Source organism: Idiomarina sp. Sol25 (assembly GCF_033052775.1).
GTDB lineage: Bacteria > Pseudomonadota > Gammaproteobacteria > Enterobacterales > Alteromonadaceae > Idiomarina.
Genome location: NZ_JAUPEW010000002.1, coordinates 166,089 through 180,552, shown reverse-complemented (window position 1 = coordinate 180,552; position 14,464 = coordinate 166,089). Strand labels below are relative to the sequence as shown.

Below are 14,464 nucleotides of genomic sequence, written 5' to 3'. Positions count from 1 at the left end.
TGATTTCCATGTCAAGGGTTCGAGTAGATGAAGATATCCGCCCTCTGTCTGAATTTCGTGCAGGGGTAGCCACATTCGTAAAGCAGCTTCATGAAACCCGTCGCCCTATGGTGCTGACACAAAGAGGTCGAGGCGTTGCAGTACTGGTGGATGTTCACGAATATGAGAAGATGCAACAACGTCTGGAAATACTAGAAGAGGTGTACAAGGCGGAAGAACAGATTGCTTCCGGGAACGGTATTTCGCATGAAGACGCGAAGGCTCGGGTTTTGAGCAGGCTTGCTCAATGAATATTATCTGGTCCCCGCTTGCGCTGGAGCGTGTAGAGGACATAGCCTGGTATATTGCAGAAGATAATCCGGCAGCTGCGATACATTGGGTTGATGATTTATTTGCCACGGTTGAGCGGTTAGCTGATTTTCCTAAAAGTGGACGCATGGTTCCTGAGGTGGGCTCATCTCGCATCAGGGAGCTGATATTTGGATCGTATCGGGTTATTTACAGCATCAAAGATCAGGTTGATATTCTGACTGTGCGTCGCAGTAGTCAGCTATTGCGAATGTCTGAGCTTGGTGAGGAGTAAGTAGGATGAAAACCGATGATATTGGCTCTAACTCCGATTACGCAGAAGAATCATTTACCTTTGAACAAGCTGGTGAATTATCAGGTGACGTTCTCCTTGAGTTTGGCGCGCCCTGGTGTGGACACTGTCAGGCTGCAAGTTCGGCGATAAAGGAAGCTGTAACTGAACACTCAGGACTGCGCCATATTAAAATATACGACGGCAAGGGCAAACCTCTGGGGCGCGCGTTCAAGGTCAAGCTTTGGCCGACTTTGATACTCCTGCACAATGGCAATGAAGTGGCTCGTCTAGTGAGACCATTAAAGACTGATGAGGTTCGTGAATTCATTTCGAATATGTGATTTATATACATATCATATATTCAGGGGCTGCTATGGGAATTGTCAAAATTGACGACGAACTGCATGGGGAAATTCGCAAGGCTAGTTCGGTTATGGTTCGCTCTATTAAAGAACGGGGGAGCACTTTCTAAATTGGCTCCCCCAGGAGCATGGTTGCGGCCGTATTCTGAACCACAGCGGACCCTTTCTGGGCGCTTACATCAGTTTGTTGTGAAACGTCGTAGGCGATGCTTGCACCTTCTCTTACCTGAGCTTCCCGTTCCATTTGGTCGGTGACCACGCTGGCAAATTTCACAACCCTATTATGAAACGACTAATAATTTTGACCGCTCTGGCCTCTTTATTGCTCGCTGGTTGCGGGCATTACAACTATGCCGTAAAGCGGGATGGGTCACCTGTTCCCTATAAAAGTAAGTATGCTGACAATGATGGCAACCAGTACGAGTTTTACAGCACTCTTTATAAAGTAAACGCAGACAGTCGATTTAGCGATTTGGTCGAGATTACGCATTTGAACGATGTGTACAATAGTCATTAAGGAACGCCGGAATCGACCTGGAGAAAATCATTTTTAAGCTTCAATTTGAGTGATGAGTCCGGCGTAGAGGTGATACCCGAGTCGGTGCTTCTGGAGCACTACTCCGAATCTGGTGAGCTTTTCAAACCGTTAAAGGTTGAGTTGACGGTATCTAAATGCGCGGGTAAGTTGGGGGCCGGGAGTCTGTCGTTCTGCACTACGAAAAAGGCATGCCTGAAAAGCTCCTGGAAAAAGTCAGTTTTAAGCTCATCATTAATGGAAAAGAAAAGACGGTGTCTTATACGCTTCCACTGGAGTACAAATATCAATATTCGTTTTGGGATGTCATGATGGGAGTTTAAGCAACAGCTTAACTTCGAGCCCTTCCGGTTGATTACGTAAGTTAATGCTACCGCCGTGAGCTTCAACAATATCTCGGCACAGTGTTAAGCCAATGCCTGAGCCGTTGACTTTAGTGCTGTAAAAGGGGATGAGAGCATGTTCAAGTTGCTGGCGGTGAATTGACTGGATGCGGGAACTCTGTTCAAAACTCAGCTTATCGCGAGCCTGTTAGGCATTTATCATGCGACTGTAAGATCAAGCTTCTGAACCTTATCTAAACTTAAGTTTTTTCCAGCATGCCATAAATCGTACGCATCCTGCATCGCTAGCCAACTCTCCGGGCTCCTGCCTAAAGCTTTCGATAAACGCAACGCCATTTCAGGGCTTATGCCACTTTGGCATTTTAAAACTCTGTTTAAAGTGGATGGAGAAACATTTAACTTTGTAGCTAAATACCGGCAACTCAAGCCAAAAGGCTGCATATAGGTTGCTAGAATAAATTCGCCTGGGTGAGCGGGGTCAAACATAATAGACATCAGTGATAAGTTTTGATCATGAGCTCTTAGTGTAGCGTGTTGCGCAACGTTGTCAATTTGTGGTTTCTTTGTATTTTTTGCATACGCACCGTGTCTAAAAGCTTATTCACCTTCCACACCCTCCCGAATTCGTAAAAAGCTGGCAAAGCGTGGCACGTTATTCTTGGTGTAGCCGTGGTACTTGTAGGTAATAATACCGCCGACAGGCGGAGGGTTTGCGCGTTCAGCGTCGGTGAATCCGGTGCCAATAGAAAATTCAATGCCTTGCTGATTACGCACGCGCAGCGCACCGAGCATATCTGTATATTTGCCTTTGCCCGGTAAATGCGCAATTACCTCGGCCTCTTCGTCGAAATAGGGTTTTAATTTTAATAAAGCGTCACTTCTGCCGGATTGATGAAGCGCTGTAGCTAAGTGCAGCATCAGGCCTTCTGCACCATGCTCAACCATAGCTTTCAGGTGTTCGCTTAACTCATGATTGGAATGAAACCGCTGTTGTTGTACTGCTTTAATATGTTCAGCGTTTACTTGCTCAATTAACTTTGAGTAGTTTTTGTATCGTTCCTCAAAAGGTAGCTGTGCGTCAGGCATATCAAACACCATATACTTCACTTGCCGCCAACGGCTGTGCTTTGGTGTTTGGGTGCGCACAATAGAGCTTAGCACCTCAAAGTTTTGACGTTTTGTCCACAGTTCACCGTCAAGCCAAACGGCGGGTAGTGGTGCAGTAAACCATTCCGGAGCCGATATCAGGTTGCCTTGTCGGGTCAGTAGTTGCGAGCCTGTCCAAATGGCCCGGATACCGTCATACTTTTCACTCACCAAATAGTCGCTGATGGAGTTGTTTGTGTCCTGTTCGTACACTTTTGCCAGTTGGGTTTGCGTTGAGGCCTGTAACGCGGCTGCAGGAAAGGCACAAAAGGCAGCGATAAAACATGCCGCTAAGTAAACGAGACGAATTTTAGAGAGCTTTGGCATCCTTGCCCCTTACTTTTCATTCGGTTTCGGAGATGTCGTTCTAACGGAAAGTAAACATGATAGCACTGGCTTTTAAGGTTGGCAGCGTGGCAATGTCGTATTGTGGGCTAAGCAAAATGGTTATTGTTTTTACAATGCAGAGGCTGCCAAAAAAACCAGAAGTGTTGCCATGCAGGGAAACAACAGAAACCACTGCGGGCGCAGTAAGATGCCAAGCGCTGTGCTGATATAAAACAACAGCCATAATGCCCATTGTTGCTCTGTAAAAATACCCGATAGCAGGATAAGCAACACGCCTGCCAGCGCTTTAACAAACGCATAAATAATGCTTTTACTCAGCTGAACTGACTGTTTCTCCGGCAAACAGCCCAGATACAAGTGATAGTGTTTTCTAAGAGCCTGAGTTCCGAATAAACTACTTGCTAATAACAGTGCACTGACAAAGCTGACCAGGTTTAGAAGGTATGGCTGCGTTTCGGGTGCTATTTGAGAAACGCTAAGGCGAGTGATGGCTATGAGCAGCAGCAAAGTCACCAGTCTTAACTTCTCGCCGTTGGGGGAGGCGATGTCGGCTTGTAAAAGCAGCCGAAACAGTCCTTTCGGCCATTTCCCGAGTGTTATTGAGAAGGCTGGTATAAAACGCTCAACCAGAATTGCGGCGCTCCACAGTAGCAGCCATTCGGGTTTGGTTAATTCCCAGGGCAATGCAAAAGCGAGAAAAGGAAAAAGTAGCAAGCTGAACCAGGGAAGTCTGTTGTTAACGGCAACAAAACCGTAATAAGCAGCGAAGACCACGACACCCGTTAAAGGAATAAGCTCAAACCAAAGCTGTCCGTCGCCGGACAACAGCCTTCCATTTTGCTGAAACGCCACAATAAGCAGTAAAGTCAGCGGCCCCAGAATAAAAAAGTTTGCTCCGTACAGTATTAACCCCAGATTACTGAAGGATTTGACGAGCGGTTTGGTCGGTAACGAGTTTATATAAGGCTGATAGTGGGTGGCGCAAATACCGTCCCGCTGAAAACTCATCCAGCTATACAGCAACAACAAATAGCCCCATAGGGTGTTCAGATAAACCGATGCGCTGGTTTCCGGGCTGGCCAGAATGCCTATCGACAAAAGCGGCAGCATAATAAGCACCGGCAGGGCGAGAGGAAATAAAGCCACCAGTCCCATGCTAATTTGTCTCAGGCTGTCCAACCACTGCTTCAGAGACTCATGGTAAATTCTGATTCGAAATAACCAGTAACTCACACCGCACCATCAATGATGTTTTCCAGAGCGATGTGCTGCACGTCGGTATTGTCCGAAAATACAGTCTCGTGGCTGGCGACGATAATCTGACCGTGATAATTGTTCAAAATCTTTTCCAGCACCGCGCGGCTTTGCTCATCAAGCCCATTACCGGGCTCATCCAGTAGCAGCAGATCGGGTTTATGCATTAAGGCGGTAATTAAACTCAGCTTTTTATAATTACCCAGCGAGAGGTTTGACACTTTGGTTGCCAGGTACGGCTCCAGCCCAAACTCGCTAATCCAGTTGCTAGCAGGGCAGTTAAATTGCAGCGCGTGAAATTTAAGTAACTCCTTCACCGTCATAAATGCTGGCAAGGCAATCTTGCTGGCGCTTATGCCTATGTTCTTTTTACTACTTGCCAGAAGAACATTTTGCTTCTGGTAGGTAACTTCCCCTTCTCGCGGGGAGATAAGCCCTGCCGCTAATAAAAGCAGAGTGGTTTTGCCAATGCCATTGGGGCCGGTAATGCAAACGCGGGGCGCATCAACAGTTAAGGATAAATGACGGAAAATACACCGATGCCCGTTAAACTGACTGACCTTGTGGAAAACTAACAACTGCTGAGGTTCCTTATCTGATGAATGGTTTATGTTTTTGTTATAGAGACTTAACTTTATACCATTGATGACCAGCGGGGAAAATAAGTCTTAGGCATTTGCAAACCGCTTTTCGCATTACATTATGAGTCAAATACGCAAAAACAGCGTATAAGAAGGTGTAATTCGCAAAACGGTGGTTGTAATGTCAGAGCAAAGTTCGAAATTGGTGATTTTCTTCGATGGTGGATGTCCGTTGTGCGTGAAAGAAATGCGGCATTTAAGGAAACTGGATGAACAAAGAAAGATTCAGTTTGAAAACATTAACGAGCCGGATTTTAATCAGCGTTACCCTGCGGTAGACGTTGCTAAGGCTAACCAGTATTTACACGGGCAGACCCGTTCCGGTGAAATGATTTATGGTCTGGATGTAACCTATGCGGCCTGGTCGCAGGTGGGGAAAGGCTGGATGATCGCGCCTTTACGCTGGCCTGTCATTCGGTGGTTTGCCGATAAAGCCTACTTATTTTTCGCGCGTTACCGCAACCGCATTTCCAAGCTATTAACAGGTAAAGAACGCTGCTCGCAGTGCTCGATTGACTGATGTACTCTAGCTGGAAAAATGATAACAAGAGTACTTTCGACATGAAGAAACAATATTTGGCATTATTGTTGGCGCCAATAATGAGCGTGGCAGCCGATGATCCCCCAAAAGTTAGTGCACAAGAGTTTGTGAATTTACAGCAGGGAGAAACCGCCCATGAAGGCTTTCGCCGTGCTCACGCAAAAGGTATTTGCCTTAGTGGTGAGTTTCGTTCAAACGGACAGTTAGCCAGCTATTCAAAAACGACACTATTTGAAACGGGTTCCATGCCTTTTATCGGGCGTTTTTCTGTTGCAGGGAATAATCCAACAGCGCCTGACTTAAAAGCACCGGTACGGAGTTTAGCTCTGAGCTTTGCCATGAGTTCGACCGAGCAATGGCGTATTGCAATGAATACGCCGCCAGTTATGGCGGTTAAAGATCCGCATACTTTTTATCAGCAAATTCAGGCGATTCAGGCCGGCCCTAAAGCAATACAAGCATTTTTTGCCGAACACCCTGAGAGCCGCGACTTTTTAAACTGGAAAGCCCAATACCAACCCAGCGGAAGTTTTGCTGCTGAGACTTATAACAGCATTAACGCGTTTTATTTGGTGAATTCAAACGGTGAAAAGCAAGCCGTACGCTGGACTATGCAACCGACGGTTTCAGTTTCTGCTGACAACTTAGAGGGTGTGGATGCTCTGCACGACGAAATTACCAACCGGGTAGCGGAAGACAATGTCGTTTTTGACTGGGTTTTTACTTTGGCAAATGGAGAAGATGACGAGAACAATCCAGCAAAGGCATGGCCGGACAGACGTGAGCAGATTACGGCGGGGCAAATTGTTATCACCGGGGTAACGCCGCAGTTACAGGGCGAATGCCATAGTATAAATTACGACCCACTGGTGCTGCCAACCGGTATTGAAGCAACCCGTGACCCCATACTCCGTGCCAGGTCTGCTGCTTATGCTGAGTCTTATAGGCGCAGAGCAAAAGAAGCGTTAATGGGCGAGCTGGAGGAGCAGGGTAATGAGTAACACACAACAGTTTTCCTTGTCGATGCGGCTGTTTCACTGGGCCATGGCGGCTTTGGTTATTTCTATGCTGGCGGCTGGTCTATTGATGATTCGTTCTTTAGAGCCTTGGCAGTTAAGCATTTTAACCGTGCACAAAGCCTTTGGTGTTGTGGCTGCCGTACTGGTTATTGCGCGTTTAGTTAATCGTTTGTTCCATCAAATTCCGGCATTACCCGGTGACTTATCAAGCTTGCAGACATTTGTCGCCAAGGCTTCTCACTGGCTGCTTTATTTGCTGTTGTTCGCCATGCCAATTTCAGGGTACTTAATGCAGTACTTTGCCGGGCGGCCAATTGATGTATTTGGCTGGTTCCGCTTACCGGCGGCGCTTACTGTCGATATTGAGAACTATGCTGTATTCCGGGAACTGCACGGCTGGCTGGCAATAGCACTTATGGCATTGGTTGCTTTGCACGTTGCTGCGGCCTTGCATCATCACTTTATCCGCAAGGACAAGGTTCTGAAAAGTATGCTTTAGTAGGTTATTGCCTAACGCTGTTTATATTGTGTTGGGCAGTAGCCGCGCGACACTCCCGCGGGGCGTAGTTTTCGATGTTTGGTATTGCGCCCCGACACACGTTCTCGCCACAAGCGGAAACTGCCGGGCTTAAGTTGCGAACGCATAAACTTCACAACCTGCTTTTCCTGTAGGCCAAATTGCTCTTCAATAGCTTCAAATGGCGTGCGGTCTTCCCACGCCATTTCTATAACGCGCGATACTTCAGATTCAGTCAGATTCATAAACAGGCTACTTAGTTGTTTTTATTCAATTACGTTAGCCTTTGTGAATCAGATCTTCACAGCTACACCTGTTCTATTCTATAAACCGTAAAGATGGCCTGCGTATCTTTATTTTAAGATGTGTTGTACTAGGCTTAATAGTAGAGAAAGCGAAACTCACTGACATTTTAACGATTAAGGAGGCTTTATGACTGGGCCAATGAATCCGAAAATTAAAAAAGACGAGCAGGATCTTAGCGAAGAAGAAAAGCGGAAGCTGCAGTCGCAGCAGGACAAAGAAAACCAGAGCCGTGAAGACCACAGTCGGCCAAATTCAACTCATGACACTCACTCGCAGAAAGATAAGCAGATAGCCCCGGAGCAACGTGGCCGGGACTCTCAGTAATTATCGTCTGATTGAGAAAGGAGGGAACAATGCCAGACGTTTGGCGCGACAAAGACGAGCGTATGTATCAGCATATTAAGCAGTCACAGCTGGATGACGGAAAGAGTGAAGACGAAGCAGAGGAAATTGCCAGTCGCACTGTGAATAAGCAGCGACGCGAGGAGGGGGTTACCGATAACACCACTACTCAGGGGACAGGTAACCCCAATACTCGGCTGGAAGAGCGCACCAAAGATGAGTTATACAATAGGGCGCAGCAGCTCAATATTGATAACCGCAGCCAAATGAGTAAAGAAGAATTGATTGAGGCTATAAGGCAAAAGCAGTAAGGGATTAAAGCTGACGAATGTCTGTTTTGGTGGTTTAATATAGCCACCAGTTTGGGAAATAAAGCAGTCAAATTGTCATGGCCGACACGCAGTACATAACCAAAAATCGTCTCTCTCAGGAAGTGAATAAAGCCCGCGTATGGGTCGCTATTATTGGCGCACCTATTGCGGGCTTTTTAATGTACAAATTACCAAACTTCTGGTGGGTTGTCGGATTAATTTACCTCTTCAGTATTATTGGGGCGGCATCTACTAAGCGTTCGGGTGCCAGAGGCGAATTAAAAACACTGAAGCTGCTAAAAAAGCTCCCCGATAGCTATGTGCTGTTTAATCAGGTCGACGTACCCAATTCGCGAGCAAAACGCGGCTTCACGGAGCTGGATTTAATCGTGGTGGGCCCTAACGGTGTGTTTGTTGTGGAAGTAAAAAACAACAACTCTAAAGTAACGGGAGATGAGCAATCTTCTAATTGGGTAGCCCATAAAGTAGGGCGCAAAGGTGGCCGGTATACAGCCAAAGTTCGAAATCCAATAAAGCAGTTAAAAAAGCAAATACATGTATTGGCAGAGCATTTGAAGAAAAACCGCGCATCTACCTGGATAGACGGCGTTGTGTTTTTCTCACACCGCAGCTCACGGGTTAAATTGTCTTCACCACCCAGCGTGCCAGTGATTGAACGTAAAGGGCTGGTCGAGTATATTTTGAACTATCAGCCCAAGCGGGCACCGTTAAATGTTGAGAAAGTCGTCCAACAATTAATAGAACTTAAGCAAATGAAGAGCTGAAGGATGTATAAAGAACAAGCCGTTAGGGCGAGGCTGGCCCGGAAAATCAAAGGCATTCCTGCCTGGCTTTGGTTATTAACCATCTACCTTAGTTACTTTACGCTCTTGCACTTTATCGGCCAGGGATTTGCAGTTTTGTTCGTAGCCGCAATCGTTGCCTCTGCGTCGCTTATTAGCTCCAGAGGTCGAGAGCAGAATAAAGTTAAAAATATCATGACTTTGTTAGATGTGAATGGTGACAAGTTACGTGTTGGTTTGGAACAAGTCCCCAATAAAAAACTGAAACGCGTAGCGGTGGGCGAGTACGACGAGGAATACGCTATTTTACAGTTCCCTTTTAATTATCAAGTCTCGAGTGACCATCTATTCCCCATTCAGCAGCTCAATTCAGTCCGCGAATTTTTCAAAACGCATTACCCTCAAGTTGAATTGATCACCTAATTCTTCACACGTTTGCCATCAATTGTTAACAAAATAGTAACAAAGTTCTTTTAATGTGACTTGGTGTGTGGTACTTATGATTTGTGGTTTTTTTGTTAACAAACAGATTAACTGCAGCGCTAATACCATAATTAAAAAAGTTGTATCAAAAAAGCAGAGGGTCATAACATGGATCATTCAGAAGAACTGCAAAAGGTTAATGACAAGTCTGGTAAGGGTCGCGCGGCAAAACGTAAATGGCGTGAAATAGAACAACTAAAAGAGAAGTACCGGTTGCGGGAAGAACTCTCTGATATGGATTACTCGCTTGAACTCGATTTAGAAGAAATCGAACTATAAAAAGAACGCCGTCTGGGTTACCTCAGACGGCGTTTTGCTTTTGGGCTTACTGCTCTTGTTTTTAGAAAGAGCTTAGCGAATTTGTGCCAGCATTTGTTTTAATGCTTTTGGCGCACCGGCTGCTATGTTGCCTGACTGAATGTAGTTGTGGCCACCCTGAAAGTCACTGACTATGCCACCGGCTTCGCGAACCAATAATTCGCCAGCCAACATATCCCAGGGCTTAAGACCCATTTCCCAGAAGGCGTCGTGGCGTGCTGCTGCAACGTAAGCTAAATCCAGTGCTGCTGCGCCTGCGCGACGAACATCGGCACAGTGCTCAAATAACTTGCTGAACATTTCCAAATATTCGGGCGTCCGGTTTTTCATTTTGAACGGGAAGCCTGTTGCTAGAATAGCGCCTTTTAATTCCACTTTAGGTGAAATACGTAAACGACGACCATTTAGCTGTGCACCGGCGCCGCGGGTAGCGGTGAATAACTCTTCGCGCATAGGATCGTAAACAACGGCCTGTTGAACAGAACCTTTGTGAAGTAACGCTATGGAGATACAAAAATGAGGGATACCGCGCATGTAATTGGTCGTGCCGTCTAGCGGATCAATAACCCACTGGAAGTCGTTTTCTTTTCCAGCCTGAGTACCGCTTTCTTCTGCGATGATGCCGTGATCAGGGTAGGACTTTTTAATGGTGTTGATAATAGCCTGCTCTGCGGCTTTATCCATATCAGTAACCCAGTCGTTCAAACCTTTTGATTCGGCTTCAACAGGACTGCCCTGGTCGAAATTTTTAACTAAAATTTTGCCGGCCGCACGCGCTGCGCGCACCGCAATATTTAACATCGGATGCATACCAATTACCTGTGCTGTAAAAGAACAATTTTCGGTCGCGGATCATACCAGTGTTACGGTATCATGCCAAACTTTTCCATAAGCCGAGAAAAACTCAAGGGAAACGCCATGCTTGATAACATTCGTATTGTTCTGGTGAATACGTCTCATACCGGAAACATAGGCTCTGTCGCACGTGCCATGAAAACTATGGGGTTGTCCAAATTGACCTTAGTGGATCCTGTGCAGGAGCCTGACAGTCACGCATCGGCGTTGGCTGCTGGTGCAACTGATATTTTGGCGTCGGCGACTATTGTGCATACTCTGCAGGAAGCCATAGCCGACTGTGGTCTGGTTATTGCCACCAGTGCCCGGAATCGGACCTTAGACTGGCCGTTGTTAGGTCCGCGGGAATGTGCGGCAAAAGTATTGGAGGAGACCAGTCAGCATCAGGTTGCTCTGGTTTTTGGCCGTGAAAACAGTGGGTTAACCAACGAAGAGCTACAACAAAGTCAGTTTCACTTACACATACCGACTAACCCCGATTACAGTTCACTGAACCTGGCTATGGCGGTGCAGACGGTGAGTTATGAGCTCCGTATGCAGTGGCTTGAATCGAAACAACGCGCCCCGGAAAACTTACCGGAATACCCACGCGCTGAAGATTTAGAACGATTCTATGAGCATCTTGAAAAAACTCTGGGGCAAACCGGATTTATCGTTCGTGAGCACCCCGGACAAGTCATGACGAAATTGCGTCGTCTATTTAACCGCGCCCGCCCGGAAGAAAATGAAATTAATATTTTACGCGGTATCTTAGCCTCTGTGGACAAATCAACGGGCAATACTTGACTAAAATAGTCGGGAATGTAGAATCTCAATACATTAACGATGAATTAAACAGCAGAGGAAACCACCATGCGCCTGACGTCAAAAGGTCGATACGCAGTAACAGCTATGCTGGACGTTGCGCTTTTTACGGCAAATGGTCCGGTGCCGTTAGCGGATATTTCTGAACGTCAGGGAATATCCCTGTCGTATTTAGAGCAGTTGTTTTCGCGCTTACGTAAGCATGGGCTGGTGGACAGTGTGCGAGGTCCGGGTGGTGGCTATCGTCTGGGGTGTGGCGCAAATGATATCTCTGTTGGTGCCGTCATTCATGCGGTTGACGAGTCGATTGATGCAACACGTTGTCAGGGAAAAGCTAACTGTCAGGGCGGGGAACGTTGTCTGACCCATTCTTTGTGGGAAGGGTTAAGCGACAGAATATCCGACTTTCTGGACGGTATTACGCTGGCTGAGTTGATGAAGAAACAGGACGTGGGTGATGTTCTGAATAGACAGAACTCGTTGCATAACCACAGTGAAGAAGAGATTAAGTTAAACTCTCACCTATAATATTGCCTTTAAGTTGTCAGGAGCAAGCAAGTGTCTAAGTTACCCCTTTATTTTGATTATGCTGCAACCACGCCAGTCGATCCTGTTGTAGCAGAAAAAATGATGGGTTGTTTAATGCAGGACGGCTTGTTTGGTAACCCGGCATCGCGTTCGCATAAGTACGGCTGGCAGGCAGAAGAAGCTGTCGATATAGCCCGAAATCAGGTTGCTGACCTTATTAATGCCGACTCGCGCGAAATTGTTTTTACCTCAGGTGCTACAGAATCAGATAACCTTGCCATAAAAGGCGCAGCTCAATACTACTCCGCTAAAGGCAAGCACATTATTACGCTTAAAACCGAGCATAAAGCGGTATTAGATACCTGCGCGCAGTTGGAAAAAGAAGGCTTTGAAGTGACTTATCTGGATGTCGGAACAGACGGGTTGCTCGATATGGATATGTTTCGCTCAGCCTTACGCGAAGATACGGTGTTAGTGAGCGTAATGCTGGTTAATAACGAAATAGGTGTGCTTCAGGATATAACCACCATTGGTCATTTATGTCGTGAAAACGGCACAGTATTTCATGTCGATGCCGCTCAGGCGTCCGGCAAAGTGCCAATGGATATGGCGGAATTACCGGTGGATTTAATGTCGCTTTCTGCTCACAAAATGTATGGACCTAAAGGCATTGGGGCATTGTATGTACGCCGCACTCCGCGGGTTCGGCTGCTTGCGCAAATGCATGGCGGGGGGCACGAACGAGGCATGCGTTCAGGCACTTTACCAACACACCAAATTGTCGGCATGGGTGTTGCTGCAGAGCTTGTTCTTAGCGAGCTGGATCTTGAGCCTGCGCGAGTGGAAAACCTCCGTCAGCGTTTATGGAAGGGGGTTAGCCAGTTAGAAGGTGTAACCTTGAATGGCTCTGACCAGCAACGGGTACCGCATATTACTAACATCAGTTTTGCCGGGGTAGATGGCGAATTGCTGCTAATGGCGTTAAAAGATCTCGCGCTTTCGTCTGGCTCAGCTTGCACATCGGCTAGCGTCGAGCCCTCGTATGTTCTTAGTGCTTTAGGGGTTGGGCATGAGCTGGCAATGAGTTCACTGCGCTTTAGCATTGGCCGTTATACTTCCGAAGAAGACATTGATAGTGCGATAGAACTTATCCACCGCACTGTAGGTACTTTGCGAGGCGCTGCTTAGTCTTTCAGCAAGCCGGCAAAGGTTTTACGGAATTTAGCCAGCTTCGGTGAAATTACCGCCTGACAATAGGGGTTTTCCGGGTTTCTGGCGTAGTAGTTTTCGTGATAATCCTCGGCCGGATAAAACGTTCCCAGCTCAGTTACTTCTGTTGCGATAGGAGCAGCAAAAGCGTCATCAGCTTCCAACTCTGAAATAATGTCTTCGGCTTCGCGTTTTTGCGCGTCGTTATGATAGAAAATTGATGTGCGATATTGAGTACCGACATCGTTGCCCTGACGATTCACCTGAGTTGGATCGTGCAGAGTGAAAAAGATTTCTAAGATTTGACGGTAAGAGATCTGCTCTGGATCGTATTGGAGTTGCGCGACTTCGGCATGTCCCGTTTCGCCACTGCAAACCTGCTCGTAGGTTGGGTCAGTTGTATGACCGCCAGTGTAACCTGACTTAACCGACTGAATGCCTTTTACCTGAAGGAAGGCTGACTCAACACACCAGAAGCAACCACCACCGAGAGTGGCTTGTTCGTATTCATTGTTCGCCATGTCAGAACTCCTTATTGTCAAATAGACGTCTATATGGCTATATAGGTTCTCTCATCCTAGCTGAGAATGAATAAAAAAACAATCACTGGGTATTCGATTTCTGCGTCTATCTCACGTATAATCCGCGCGACTAACTTATCCCTTAATTTTATTGGAGTTTATAACCATGGCTTTAGAGCGCACTTTATCAATTATCAAGCCTGATGCAGTTGCAAAAAACTTAATCGGCGCTATCTACAACCGTTTTGAATCTGCGGGTCTTCGCATTGTTGGTGCTAAAATGATGCACTTAAGCAAAGAACAGGCAGAAGGCTTCTACGCAGAACACAAAGAACGTCCTTTCTTTGGTGCTTTGGTTGAATTCATGACTTCAGGCCCTATCGTTGTTCAGGTTCTTGAAGGTGAAGACGCTGTACGTAAAAACCGCGACATCATGGGTGCTACGAATCCTGCAGAAGCACTGGCAGGAACGATTCGTGCAGACTACGCTGAAACTATAGACGAAAATGCGGTACACGGTTCAGATGCAACTGAATCTGCAGCACGTGAAATCTCTTATTTCTTCAGCGACGAAGAAGTTTGCCAGCGTACTCGCTAAGACTGTATTTGAATGTAGCCTGATGTTCTTAGGTAGCCTGACGTTTATGTCAGGTGAGATCCTGACATAAACGTCAGGCTACAAAAATGTCGAGGC

Annotated in this window: 25 protein-coding genes and 1 pseudogene; 17 read left to right on the top strand and 9 right to left on the bottom strand. The window is 46.6% G+C overall.

The window, feature by feature from the left end; all coding sequences use genetic code 11:
* The first annotated feature begins 8 nt into the window (after nucleotides 1-8).
* The 4 genes and pseudogenes from Q5L94_RS04990 to Q5L94_RS04975 form a co-directional block, all read left to right on the top strand.
* Nucleotides 9-290 carry a type II toxin-antitoxin system Phd/YefM family antitoxin gene (locus Q5L94_RS04990; RefSeq protein ID WP_317497347.1) on the top strand — a complete coding sequence of 94 codons (282 nt, stop codon included), beginning with the start codon at nucleotides 9-11 and terminating at the stop codon, nucleotides 288-290.
* Nucleotides 287-583, top strand: coding sequence for a type II toxin-antitoxin system RelE/ParE family toxin (locus tag Q5L94_RS04985; RefSeq protein WP_317497346.1), 297 nt, complete (start codon nucleotides 287-289; stop codon nucleotides 581-583). Before Q5L94_RS04990 ends, Q5L94_RS04985 begins: the two co-directional genes overlap by 4 nt.
* Nucleotides 584-588: 5 nt before the next feature.
* Nucleotides 589-924 carry a thioredoxin family protein gene (locus tag Q5L94_RS04980; protein WP_317497345.1) on the top strand — a complete coding sequence of 112 codons (336 nt, stop codon included), beginning with the start codon at nucleotides 589-591 and terminating at the stop codon, nucleotides 922-924.
* A gap of 32 nt (nucleotides 925-956) precedes the next feature.
* Nucleotides 957-1,031: pseudogene (locus Q5L94_RS04975) on the top strand (TA system antitoxin ParD family protein); the annotation flags it as partial.
* Nucleotides 1,032-1,051: 20 nt separating this feature from the next.
* On the opposite strand, the gene Q5L94_RS04970 reads toward Q5L94_RS04975, so the two are convergent.
* Nucleotides 1,052-1,219 carry a hypothetical protein gene (locus Q5L94_RS04970; protein WP_317497344.1) on the bottom strand — a complete coding sequence of 56 codons (168 nt, stop codon included), beginning with the start codon at nucleotides 1,217-1,219 and terminating at the stop codon, nucleotides 1,052-1,054.
* Nucleotides 1,220-1,671: 452 nt separating this feature from the next.
* On the opposite strand from Q5L94_RS04970, the gene Q5L94_RS04965 reads away from it, so the two are divergent.
* Nucleotides 1,672-1,803: a hypothetical protein gene (locus tag Q5L94_RS04965; RefSeq protein WP_317497343.1), complete on the top strand. Its 132-nt coding sequence runs from the start codon at nucleotides 1,672-1,674 to the stop codon at nucleotides 1,801-1,803.
* Here the strand turns inward: Q5L94_RS04965 and Q5L94_RS04960 are convergent.
* The 5 genes from Q5L94_RS04960 to Q5L94_RS04940 all read right to left on the bottom strand — a co-directional run bounded on the left by Q5L94_RS04960 (nucleotide 1,787) and on the right by Q5L94_RS04940 (nucleotide 5,150).
* Nucleotides 1,787-1,933 carry an ATP-binding protein gene (locus tag Q5L94_RS04960; protein ID WP_253619252.1) on the bottom strand — a complete coding sequence of 49 codons (147 nt, stop codon included), beginning with the start codon at nucleotides 1,931-1,933 and terminating at the stop codon, nucleotides 1,787-1,789. The two genes, Q5L94_RS04965 and Q5L94_RS04960, sit on opposite strands and share 17 nt — an antisense overlap.
* 89 nt (nucleotides 1,934-2,022) lie before the next feature.
* Nucleotides 2,023-2,319, bottom strand: coding sequence for a HigA family addiction module antitoxin (locus Q5L94_RS04955; protein WP_253618867.1), 297 nt, complete (start codon nucleotides 2,317-2,319; stop codon nucleotides 2,023-2,025).
* Between the two features lie 102 nt (nucleotides 2,320-2,421).
* On the bottom strand, nucleotides 2,422-3,297 hold the full coding sequence (locus Q5L94_RS04950; RefSeq protein ID WP_317497342.1) for a DNA ligase: 876 nt from the start codon (nucleotides 3,295-3,297) through the stop codon (nucleotides 2,422-2,424).
* A gap of 129 nt (nucleotides 3,298-3,426) precedes the next feature.
* On the bottom strand, nucleotides 3,427-4,551 hold the full coding sequence (locus Q5L94_RS04945) for a DUF6136 family protein (protein ID WP_317497341.1): 1,125 nt from the start codon (nucleotides 4,549-4,551) through the stop codon (nucleotides 3,427-3,429).
* Nucleotides 4,548-5,150, bottom strand: coding sequence for an ATP-binding cassette domain-containing protein (locus tag Q5L94_RS04940; protein WP_317497340.1), 603 nt, complete (start codon nucleotides 5,148-5,150; stop codon nucleotides 4,548-4,550). Before Q5L94_RS04940 ends, Q5L94_RS04945 begins: the two co-directional genes overlap by 4 nt.
* A 184-nt stretch (nucleotides 5,151-5,334) precedes the next feature.
* Between Q5L94_RS04940 and Q5L94_RS04935 the strand changes: the two genes are divergently transcribed.
* From Q5L94_RS04935 to Q5L94_RS04925, 3 genes are read left to right on the top strand one after another with little or no spacing between them, the layout of a single operon-like run.
* Entirely contained in the window at nucleotides 5,335-5,733 is a 399-nt protein-coding gene (locus Q5L94_RS04935) for a DUF393 domain-containing protein (RefSeq protein ID WP_317497339.1), read from the top strand.
* A gap of 41 nt (nucleotides 5,734-5,774) precedes the next feature.
* Complete coding sequence (locus tag Q5L94_RS04930) at nucleotides 5,775-6,755, top strand: catalase family peroxidase (RefSeq protein ID WP_317497338.1); 981 nt, start codon at nucleotides 5,775-5,777, stop codon at nucleotides 6,753-6,755.
* On the top strand, nucleotides 6,748-7,272 hold the full coding sequence (locus Q5L94_RS04925) for a cytochrome b (protein ID WP_317497337.1): 525 nt from the start codon (nucleotides 6,748-6,750) through the stop codon (nucleotides 7,270-7,272). The genes Q5L94_RS04930 and Q5L94_RS04925 overlap by 8 nt, the downstream gene beginning before the upstream one ends.
* A gap of 11 nt (nucleotides 7,273-7,283) precedes the next feature.
* On the opposite strand, the gene Q5L94_RS04920 is transcribed toward Q5L94_RS04925, so the two are convergent.
* Nucleotides 7,284-7,535, bottom strand: coding sequence for a TIGR03643 family protein (locus Q5L94_RS04920; RefSeq protein WP_034822359.1), 252 nt, complete (start codon nucleotides 7,533-7,535; stop codon nucleotides 7,284-7,286).
* 187 nt (nucleotides 7,536-7,722) lie between these two features.
* On the opposite strand from Q5L94_RS04920, the gene Q5L94_RS04915 reads away from it, so the two are divergent.
* The 5 genes from Q5L94_RS04915 (at nucleotide 7,723) to Q5L94_RS04895 (ending at nucleotide 9,814) form a co-directional block, all read left to right on the top strand.
* Nucleotides 7,723-7,920 (top strand): hypothetical protein, encoded by a 198-nt coding sequence (locus Q5L94_RS04915; protein ID WP_317497336.1) that lies wholly within the window; start codon nucleotides 7,723-7,725, stop codon nucleotides 7,918-7,920.
* A gap of 29 nt (nucleotides 7,921-7,949) precedes the next feature.
* Nucleotides 7,950-8,249 (top strand): Rho termination factor N-terminal domain-containing protein, encoded by a 300-nt coding sequence (locus Q5L94_RS04910; protein ID WP_317497335.1) that lies wholly within the window; start codon nucleotides 7,950-7,952, stop codon nucleotides 8,247-8,249.
* A gap of 77 nt (nucleotides 8,250-8,326) precedes the next feature.
* Entirely contained in the window at nucleotides 8,327-9,034 is a 708-nt protein-coding gene (locus Q5L94_RS04905; RefSeq protein WP_317497334.1) for a nuclease-related domain-containing protein, read from the top strand.
* Nucleotides 9,035-9,037: 3 nt separating this feature from the next.
* A complete protein-coding gene (locus Q5L94_RS04900; RefSeq protein WP_317497333.1) occupies nucleotides 9,038-9,475 on the top strand; it encodes a hypothetical protein in 438 nt (145 codons plus the stop codon).
* Between the two features lie 168 nt (nucleotides 9,476-9,643).
* Nucleotides 9,644-9,814 carry a DUF3545 family protein gene (locus Q5L94_RS04895; protein WP_011235272.1) on the top strand — a complete coding sequence of 57 codons (171 nt, stop codon included), beginning with the start codon at nucleotides 9,644-9,646 and terminating at the stop codon, nucleotides 9,812-9,814.
* Between the two features lie 72 nt (nucleotides 9,815-9,886).
* Here Q5L94_RS04895 and suhB read toward each other — a convergent pair whose 3' ends face one another.
* A complete protein-coding gene (gene suhB / locus Q5L94_RS04890) occupies nucleotides 9,887-10,663 on the bottom strand; it encodes an inositol-1-monophosphatase (RefSeq protein ID WP_317497332.1) in 777 nt (258 codons plus the stop codon).
* A gap of 108 nt (nucleotides 10,664-10,771) precedes the next feature.
* On the opposite strand from suhB, the gene trmJ reads away from it, so the two are divergent.
* The 3 genes from trmJ (at nucleotide 10,772) to Q5L94_RS04875 (ending at nucleotide 13,228) form a co-directional block, all read left to right on the top strand.
* Nucleotides 10,772-11,494: a tRNA (cytosine(32)/uridine(32)-2'-O)-methyltransferase TrmJ gene (gene trmJ / locus Q5L94_RS04885; RefSeq protein WP_317497331.1), complete on the top strand. Its 723-nt coding sequence runs from the start codon at nucleotides 10,772-10,774 to the stop codon at nucleotides 11,492-11,494.
* A gap of 66 nt (nucleotides 11,495-11,560) precedes the next feature.
* On the top strand, nucleotides 11,561-12,040 hold the full coding sequence (gene iscR / locus Q5L94_RS04880; protein WP_317497330.1) for a Fe-S cluster assembly transcriptional regulator IscR: 480 nt from the start codon (nucleotides 11,561-11,563) through the stop codon (nucleotides 12,038-12,040).
* Nucleotides 12,041-12,070: 30 nt separating this feature from the next.
* Nucleotides 12,071-13,228 carry an IscS subfamily cysteine desulfurase gene (locus tag Q5L94_RS04875; RefSeq protein WP_317497329.1) on the top strand — a complete coding sequence of 386 codons (1,158 nt, stop codon included), beginning with the start codon at nucleotides 12,071-12,073 and terminating at the stop codon, nucleotides 13,226-13,228.
* On the opposite strand, the gene msrA is transcribed toward Q5L94_RS04875, so the two are convergent.
* Nucleotides 13,225-13,770 (bottom strand): peptide-methionine (S)-S-oxide reductase MsrA, encoded by a 546-nt coding sequence (gene msrA / locus Q5L94_RS04870; protein ID WP_317497328.1) that lies wholly within the window; start codon nucleotides 13,768-13,770, stop codon nucleotides 13,225-13,227. The genes Q5L94_RS04875 and msrA overlap by 4 nt on opposite strands.
* Nucleotides 13,771-13,936: 166 nt before the next feature.
* Between msrA and ndk the strand changes: the two genes are divergently transcribed.
* Entirely contained in the window at nucleotides 13,937-14,368 is a 432-nt protein-coding gene (gene ndk / locus Q5L94_RS04865) for a nucleoside-diphosphate kinase (protein WP_011235266.1), read from the top strand.
* The last annotated feature ends 96 nt before the right edge of the window (nucleotides 14,369-14,464 follow it).

Excerpts from the sequence above, each read along its gene's own strand:
- Q5L94_RS04900 (WP_317497333.1), top strand. The coding sequence starts at position 9,038 with ATGTATAAAGAACAAGCCGTTAGGGCGAGGCTGGCCCGGAAAATCAAA.
- msrA (WP_317497328.1), bottom strand. The coding sequence starts at position 13,770 with ATGGCGAACAATGAATACGAACAAGCCACTCTCGGTGGTGGTTGCTTC.
- Q5L94_RS04990 (WP_317497347.1), top strand. The coding sequence starts at position 9 with ATGTCAAGGGTTCGAGTAGATGAAGATATCCGCCCTCTGTCTGAATTT.
- Q5L94_RS04980 (WP_317497345.1), top strand. The coding sequence starts at position 589 with ATGAAAACCGATGATATTGGCTCTAACTCCGATTACGCAGAAGAATCA.
- Q5L94_RS04950 (WP_317497342.1), bottom strand. The coding sequence starts at position 3,297 with ATGCCAAAGCTCTCTAAAATTCGTCTCGTTTACTTAGCGGCATGTTTT.
- ndk (WP_011235266.1), top strand. The coding sequence starts at position 13,937 with ATGGCTTTAGAGCGCACTTTATCAATTATCAAGCCTGATGCAGTTGCA.
- suhB (WP_317497332.1), bottom strand. The coding sequence starts at position 10,663 with ATGCATCCGATGTTAAATATTGCGGTGCGCGCAGCGCGTGCGGCCGGC.
- Q5L94_RS04965 (WP_317497343.1), top strand. The coding sequence starts at position 1,672 with ATGCCTGAAAAGCTCCTGGAAAAAGTCAGTTTTAAGCTCATCATTAAT.
- Q5L94_RS04925 (WP_317497337.1), top strand. The coding sequence starts at position 6,748 with ATGAGTAACACACAACAGTTTTCCTTGTCGATGCGGCTGTTTCACTGG.
- Q5L94_RS04895 (WP_011235272.1), top strand. The coding sequence starts at position 9,644 with ATGGATCATTCAGAAGAACTGCAAAAGGTTAATGACAAGTCTGGTAAG.
- Q5L94_RS04910 (WP_317497335.1), top strand. The coding sequence starts at position 7,950 with ATGCCAGACGTTTGGCGCGACAAAGACGAGCGTATGTATCAGCATATT.
- Q5L94_RS04930 (WP_317497338.1), top strand. The coding sequence starts at position 5,775 with ATGAAGAAACAATATTTGGCATTATTGTTGGCGCCAATAATGAGCGTG.
- Q5L94_RS04905 (WP_317497334.1), top strand. The coding sequence starts at position 8,327 with ATGGCCGACACGCAGTACATAACCAAAAATCGTCTCTCTCAGGAAGTG.
- Q5L94_RS04920 (WP_034822359.1), bottom strand. The coding sequence starts at position 7,535 with ATGAATCTGACTGAATCTGAAGTATCGCGCGTTATAGAAATGGCGTGG.
- Q5L94_RS04985 (WP_317497346.1), top strand. The coding sequence starts at position 287 with ATGAATATTATCTGGTCCCCGCTTGCGCTGGAGCGTGTAGAGGACATA.
- Q5L94_RS04915 (WP_317497336.1), top strand. The coding sequence starts at position 7,723 with ATGACTGGGCCAATGAATCCGAAAATTAAAAAAGACGAGCAGGATCTT.
- Q5L94_RS04955 (WP_253618867.1), bottom strand. The coding sequence starts at position 2,319 with ATGTCTATTATGTTTGACCCCGCTCACCCAGGCGAATTTATTCTAGCA.
- Q5L94_RS04935 (WP_317497339.1), top strand. The coding sequence starts at position 5,335 with ATGTCAGAGCAAAGTTCGAAATTGGTGATTTTCTTCGATGGTGGATGT.
- trmJ (WP_317497331.1), top strand. The coding sequence starts at position 10,772 with ATGCTTGATAACATTCGTATTGTTCTGGTGAATACGTCTCATACCGGA.
- iscR (WP_317497330.1), top strand. The coding sequence starts at position 11,561 with ATGCGCCTGACGTCAAAAGGTCGATACGCAGTAACAGCTATGCTGGAC.